The organism is Haloechinothrix aidingensis (assembly GCF_013450155.1).
Lineage (GTDB): Bacteria > Actinomycetota > Actinomycetes > Mycobacteriales > Pseudonocardiaceae > Haloechinothrix > Haloechinothrix aidingensis.
The window spans coordinates 859,526-865,789 of the sequence record NZ_JACCKD010000002.1 but is presented as its reverse complement, the minus strand read 5'-3'; the positions used below and the strand labels follow the sequence as shown (position 1 = coordinate 865,789).

The window sequence follows — 6,264 nt, the reverse complement described above, 5'->3', positions numbered from 1 at the left end:
GCGAGCCCGCGCGCCACACCAGGATCAGCGCCAGCAGCACGCCCACCCCGGCCAGCACCTCGATCGGCGTGAGATCCACCGTCATGCCGGTTCACCCCCGTTCCACTCGTCCTCGTCGTCGCTGGGTGGGTGGTCGCGGTGCCAGCGCCAGATCGGATACAGCGCGCGGCGATCCTGATCAGCCATGCCGCCCCACACGCCGACCGTGTGGGCCCCGCCCGCGCGCAGCTCCAGTTCCAGGCACTCGTCCATGACCGGGCACCCGGCGCACAGCCAGGTGGCCAGTGCCCGATCCGCGTCCTCGTCCCCGGACAGCTCGGGGATCTCGTCGCGGTCGAACACCCAGAAGCACAACCCGTCGCGGGTGACGACCTCGGCCAACACCTCATCCGGCACGTGCCGGAACTTGGCCAGCTTGAACACCAACGCGTCGACGTGATCCCGGTTCATCGGGCCTCACCCCCGAGACGGGCGTCCAGCTCGCGGGCGGTGCGCCGCTCGGCGATCAACCGAGCCGGATCCACACACCCACCCGAGGCGGCCACCTCCGCGATGAGCTGTTCCAACGCAGCGGCCGGGACGACATAGCGCGACCGGATCCGCACAGCCGGGAACGCGTCTTCGCGGATCGCCCGATACAGCGTCCTCGGATTGACCCGCAGCAACTCAGCAGCCTCGGCAACGGTGTAGAAGGCCGGCGAACCGGCTCCAGACATAGCGGTACTCATGAAGGATTCCTTAGCGTCGAATGAATTGATTTCAGTGTGAATAAAAGCTGATTTCAGCGTCCAATTGTGCAGGCATGCTCCGAATGCGCGACGCTTCCGCGGATTGGCGCCGCGGGATTAACCAGGCGCGTTAACCTCGCAGGGCAGGCGGAGCACGGAGGAATAGGTGACTGAGAATTGGTCGGCGGTCGCGCGAGCGATCAACGAGCGCGTCAACGAGCTGGGATTGCGGCAACGCGAACTGGCCGAACGCTCTGGCGTCTCGCAAGCGATCGTGCGCGAGATCCAGCACCAGACCGTCGAGCGCCGCCGCAGCAGACGTACGCTCGAAGCGCTCTCGCTGGCACTGGAGTGGCACCCCGAGCACCTGTGGTCGATCCTGCGTGGACAGAAGCCATTGGAGCCCGGCCAGACGGGGGACGAAACCACCGACAAAGTCCTGGCGCGGCTGGATGCGATCGACGACCGGTTGGACGGCATCACGGAGCGGCTCGACGCGGTGGATGCGCACATCGCCTCGGTCGTCGACGCGCTCGGACGCCGAGAATCGCCGTAGCGATCTGATGATGGGGGAGCTGTTGTGTTCGCGTGCCCCGGCTTCGGGGGTGGTGCTGTGTGAGTTCATGCCTTCAGCACACGCGACGACAGCGGATTTCAGTAGATGGCGGCGGTTAACCCCAGCGGCATTAAGTCCAATTAATTCGCCTGGTCACAGCCGTTATCGGGGGTGGTGTGGCTAATGGTTGCGACCAAGCTGCAAGGCGTGCGCACACAGCTCGGCTACTCGGCGAGCGCGGTTGTCCGGATGCTGCTCGCCCGCGCCGAGGCACGAGGCATTCCCGTCATGACCGAGGCCAGCCTCAAGGTCAAACTCTCCCGCTGGGAAAACGGGCACGAGGCGGTCAGCCAGCCCTACCGACGCTTGTTCCGCGAGATCTACGGCCGCACCAACGACGAACTCGGCTTCCCACCCGAAGACGACGACGCCGATAATGAGGAACTGCTCGACCGCATCGCCATCGCCCGCAGCGTCGACGGTGCCACCGTCGAGCTGTTTCGCCGCCAGGTCGATCAGGCGCGCTACCTCGACCGCAAGTTCGGCGCCGTCACCCTGCTCGACCAGCTCCGTAGCCACATCAGCCAAGTCGAGGGACTGCTGGGGTTTAGCCCTGCCCGGGGCGCGCGTGAGCAACTCGCCGCCGTGCTCGCCGAGGCATCCGCCCTGGCCGGGTGGGAATCACTCGACCGCAACGCCGTCCGGCAAGCCTGGATGCACCACGAAACCGCCAAAACCGCCGCCCGCGAAGCCGAGTCCCCCGAGCTGCTGGCCCACGCCACCGCACAGCAAGCCTTCATCCTCATCGACCTCGACGAGCCCAGCACCGCCGTCGACCAACTCGCCCACGCCCGGGCGCTCGCCGGGCACACAGCACCCGCCCTGCTGCGCGCCTGGCTGGCCGCCGCCCACGGTGAAGGGCTCGCCGCCGCAGGCGAGCGTGAGGCAGCGCTGCGCGCCTTCGACGCCGCCGCGACACTACTCCCTGCCGAGCCCGTAGACCCGGCGCTGCCGTTCCTGTTTCTCGGCGGTGCCCACCTCGACCGGTGGCGCGGCCACGCCCTGGCCAGGCTCGGCGAGACCGAGGCGATCGACCAGCTCAGCGACGCCTTGCCCCGGCTACCCGCTGACTTCACCCGCGCCCGAACCGGCATGCTCGTCGATCTCGCCTACGCCCATGCTGCCGCAGGAGACCGCGCCAGCGCGTACGACTACGCCCGGCAAGCCCGCAGGCTCGCCCACCAGATCAAATCCGACCGCCAACTACGCCGACTCGCCAGCCTCATCCTGCCCACCAGCAGACGCCAGGCCCCGTGAGGCCAGGTAGTACAACAACGGCACCAACGCCCCCGACCCCAGCAACTCTTGCCGCTGCGCCAGCTCAGGCACCCGAGCCAACGGCACCCACTCCAGATCCCCCACCTCCTCGGTATCGGTCGGATCCCCGATCCGCTCGGCACCCCGCCACAGGTACACATCCACCGGGGCCGTGACCTGTCCCGGCAACGGCTCGAACCCAATCAGAGGCTCCGGCTCACCCAACGGCCGCCAGCCACTTTCCTCAGCGGCCTCCCGCGCGGCCGTAGCCGCAGGCTCCTCACCATCCTCAACCAGACCCCCCAGCAGCTCATACCCCCACTGGCCCGTCACGAAGCGATACCGCCACAGCATCAACGCCCGATCCCGCTCATCCACGATCAACGCGATCGCGATCCGATGCAGGTGAACAACGTGATACTCCCACCGCTGGCCATTCGGCGCCTGCACATCCGTCAGCCCCAGCCGCACCCACCGACTGTCATAGATCGACCGCTCACCGAACGTCTGCCACGAGGCCTGCTCATCAGTCACGACGGTCAGCGTACGGATACGCCGGACCCTTACAAGCACCCGATCACAACATTCACTAGGGGACAGCAAGGAGCAGGCACACTCGGCAATTCGCTGATCACATGGGCAACTAGGAGCCGAAGAGGTGAGCGTCGTGCTTATCGCTCGTGTGGCCGGTGATTACTTGCCGGGGCAAGCCTCAGTTCGCTTGTCTCCACATCACGTGCGTGTGTTGAAACAGTGCGTTGAGGTCAGCGACCGAGTCCGAGCACCTACGGCAGCGCCGATGGTGTGCACACGCGTTGTCGCAACGTTATCCTCCCCCTATGTCGAACGACCCCCACGCCACCGCAGGGCAACGCCGCGCTCGGTCTGCTATCACGAGGTTCCTGACCTGGGGCGTTGCCAGTGTGGTGCTCGGGCTGCTCGGCTTGGTGGGTGCCTTGACCGATGCATTGATGGTTCTGACGGTGCTGCTGGCGCTGGCTGCGATCGTCTGCGGTGCGCTCGGCTGGAGCAGCGCGCGCCGGCAGCACTCGGGTGGCCGCCGCGACGTCGCCGTTATCGGGGCGGCCCTGGGTGTGCTGACGTTGCTGACCGCGACCCTGATGGGCACGAGCGGCTCCGAGACGGGCGAGGCCGGCACCGACTCGGCGACCGAACCGGCCCAACTAGGGGACACGGTCCGAGTGGGCAATGTGGATGTCACCGTCACCGACGTCAGCTCCGCCCCGGAAGACATGCGGGAGCCGTCCGGCCCAGAATCAGGCACCTACCGGATCGTGACCTACGAACTGACCAACCCCGGCGGCACCGACCAAGTCTTTGATAAGACCGCGCAAACTGTCTACGCCGAGGGCGAGCAGTACCGCGCCAGCACCCAGGGCACACATCAACTGGCCGACTCCGCAACAATGCTCGAGTCCCTCGAGCCCGGCGCCACAATCGACGTCAGGATCGCTTTCGCCCTACCCGAGGCAACATCGGTTACCAAGGTCGGGTTGGTTGACACGGACGGAACAGAATGGGCCGTCACCGCGCCATAACCGACGGAAACCACCCACAAGTGAACATGGGCAGGTTCGGAGCTCCACGATCCGCCCGATTCCCAGGTCTTCGGAGCATCCGGGGCGATATGGCCCCCGAACGCTGAAATGCATCACTCTGCAGCAACATACCAACAACATGCCTTGGTCAACCACGGTTAATACCGGCAATCTGGGCACATATTCGTCCGCAGGTTAGCGCCACTTATCAGGTCCATCCGGCTGGGTTCTAACCGGATGGACCTGTGGAACGAAGCGGAGACCGCCAAGCCGTCAGGGGTAGTTCAGTAACAATAATCCCGTCTGCCGGAGCCACTGTAATGGTAATGGCGTACTACTCGGCCGCGAAGCACGACACGATTTCGTTCGAGCCTGCCCTGCGTATTTCAAGCTCGTACTCGCCATAGTTGGAATCTTTTCCGCCGTGACGTCGAGCGGCGTTGGTAAGCAGCCGACGAAGTTCGTCGGGGTTCGTTGGGTCGGCTTCGGCCGTGAATTCGCGAACGGTCTCGCCGAAGCGGATTAGCCGCAGATCGAGTAGGTCAGAGCTAGTCTGATCCAGGTCTTCGCCCTCAGGAGACGAAGCTCCTTGCGCTGCGGTGTCGTCCGATTGTTCAAGGACAACGGCGCGCCGTCCACGGCTGGTGTCGACGAGCTTCCAGGCTTTGAGTAGCTCGACGACACGGTTGGCGGTTCCGAGGGAGGTGTGGTGCTTCTCGGCGATTTCCTTCTGAGTAGGAGCGGGGTCGCCTGGTTGGAGGGTGCCGTCGAGGATGTGGCGCCGGATGGCGACAGCGATCTTCTCGTACGGGGCTCGCGGGTTGATCTTGGCGCGTTCGACGGGATTGACGCTGGCAGATGGTCGCGCGGGCATGCGTCCGGCGAGGGTCGACGCAGCGCGTTGGTCGGACTCGGCGACCCATGCCGAGTAGGTGCGCAGTGTCGTTGAGCCGCCTCCGGAGTGGCCGAGCCGACCACCGACAGTGCGTGCGTCGACGCCGGCGGCGATGAGTTCGGTCGCGGAGTAATGCCGCAGCTTGTGAAACGTGGTCGCGATGCCGATCCGCTCGGCGAGCCGTCTGTATCGCTGAGTCACCGTGTCCGGTTTCATCGGGGTGCTGCCATCCGGGTCGAGCGAGAACACATACCCGTCCGGGTCCAGCGTTACGCCGAGAGTGGTCGCGCGTTCCTCGCACCGCGTCTTGTGCTCGGTCATGACCACCGTGGTTGCCGGGTCGAGCGCGATCCGCCGATGCTGGTGAGACTTGGTGTCCTTTTCCCTGATCTCCGCTCCGTCCTGGTCGATGCTCCGTTGTACGGAGATCGTGTCAGTGGTCAGGTCTACGTTGCGCCAGTGCAGCGCGCACAGCTCACCGCGACGTGCACCGGTGGTCATCGCGAGCCAGATCAGCGTGGCCCAGTCCGGATCGTCTCCGGCCTCGGTAAGGATCCGTGCGGCTTCCTGCGGAGTTGGTGGTTGTGGGTTCGGCTGAGGCTCTGGTGGCGGCTCTGCGGTGGTCGCGGGATTGCTGGTGATCCAGCCCCAGCGCATGGCGCGCTTGAACGCGCCACTGAGCAGGAAGTGAATTCGCCGGATCGTCGACTGGGCAAGAGGCTTGCACTCGTGGCGCTTTCCGGTCCAGTGGTCCACCCGTTTCCTGCCGTCGCAGTGGAATCGGCATCGGCGTAGCTCCGCGTAGAACGAATCGAGCACGTGCGCGTCGATCTTGCCCACCTGAGTATCGCCGAGCAGCGGCTTGATGTGGCCTTTGTAGTAGCCCATAAAGCCGCGCATCGTGGCGGGGTCGACGTTGGTGACGTTCAGGTACCTGTCCAGCAGTTGGCTGACCGTCGCCTTGGTACGCGGGTTCCGTTGCTCGTCGACGTCGTTTTGGAGGCTGGTGAGCGCCTTCGCGACCTCGTCTTCGGCGTCCGGCCCGGCAGGCACGGTCCGTGTGAGGTAGTGACGCTTCCCCGAGATCGGGTCGATGCCCGCATACACCTTGGCGCGGAGCGCACCGCTCGGCAGTGTCTCTACCGATCCGCGCGCTCGCTGATTCGAGTCCTTGGCCCGCGCCATGGTGCGAGTATACGGGACCTCGCA

Annotated in this window: 7 protein-coding genes; 3 read left to right on the top strand and 4 right to left on the bottom strand. The window is 65.5% G+C overall.

Going from position 1 to position 6,264, the window contains the following annotated elements; translation table 11 throughout:
* Window positions 1-81: 81 nt before the first annotated feature.
* Together H0B56_RS08395 and H0B56_RS08390 are read right to left on the bottom strand one after the other, a co-directional pair.
* The gene (locus tag H0B56_RS08395) at window positions 82-450 is read right to left on the bottom strand and encodes a WhiB family transcriptional regulator (protein WP_180892321.1); all 369 of its coding nucleotides are present in this window, start codon (window positions 448-450) and stop codon (window positions 82-84) included.
* Complete coding sequence (locus H0B56_RS08390; protein ID WP_246360919.1) at window positions 447-728, bottom strand: helix-turn-helix domain-containing protein; 282 nt, start codon at window positions 726-728, stop codon at window positions 447-449. Before H0B56_RS08390 ends, H0B56_RS08395 begins: the two co-directional genes overlap by 4 nt.
* Before the next feature lie 166 nt (window positions 729-894).
* On the opposite strand from H0B56_RS08390, the gene H0B56_RS08385 reads away from it, so the two are divergent.
* Window positions 895-1,284 carry an XRE family transcriptional regulator gene (locus tag H0B56_RS08385; protein ID WP_180892320.1) on the top strand — a complete coding sequence of 130 codons (390 nt, stop codon included), beginning with the start codon at window positions 895-897 and terminating at the stop codon, window positions 1,282-1,284.
* 183 nt (window positions 1,285-1,467) lie between these two features.
* Window positions 1,468-2,601 (top strand): NsdA family TPR-like regulatory protein, encoded by a 1,134-nt coding sequence (locus tag H0B56_RS08380; RefSeq protein WP_180892319.1) that lies wholly within the window; start codon window positions 1,468-1,470, stop codon window positions 2,599-2,601.
* Here the strand turns inward: H0B56_RS08380 and H0B56_RS08375 are convergent.
* Entirely contained in the window at window positions 2,548-3,135 is a 588-nt protein-coding gene (locus tag H0B56_RS08375; protein ID WP_180892318.1) for an NUDIX domain-containing protein, read from the bottom strand. The genes H0B56_RS08380 and H0B56_RS08375 overlap by 54 nt on opposite strands.
* 305 nt (window positions 3,136-3,440) lie before the next feature.
* Here H0B56_RS08375 and H0B56_RS08370 point away from each other — a divergent pair, with 305 nt between their 5' ends.
* Window positions 3,441-4,160 carry a DUF4352 domain-containing protein gene (locus H0B56_RS08370; protein WP_180892317.1) on the top strand — a complete coding sequence of 240 codons (720 nt, stop codon included), beginning with the start codon at window positions 3,441-3,443 and terminating at the stop codon, window positions 4,158-4,160.
* 334 nt (window positions 4,161-4,494) lie between these two features.
* Here the strand turns inward: H0B56_RS08370 and H0B56_RS08365 are convergent, their stop codons facing one another.
* Window positions 4,495-6,240, bottom strand: coding sequence for a tyrosine-type recombinase/integrase (locus H0B56_RS08365; protein ID WP_180892316.1), 1,746 nt, complete (start codon window positions 6,238-6,240; stop codon window positions 4,495-4,497).
* Between the last annotated feature and the right edge of the window lie 24 nt (window positions 6,241-6,264).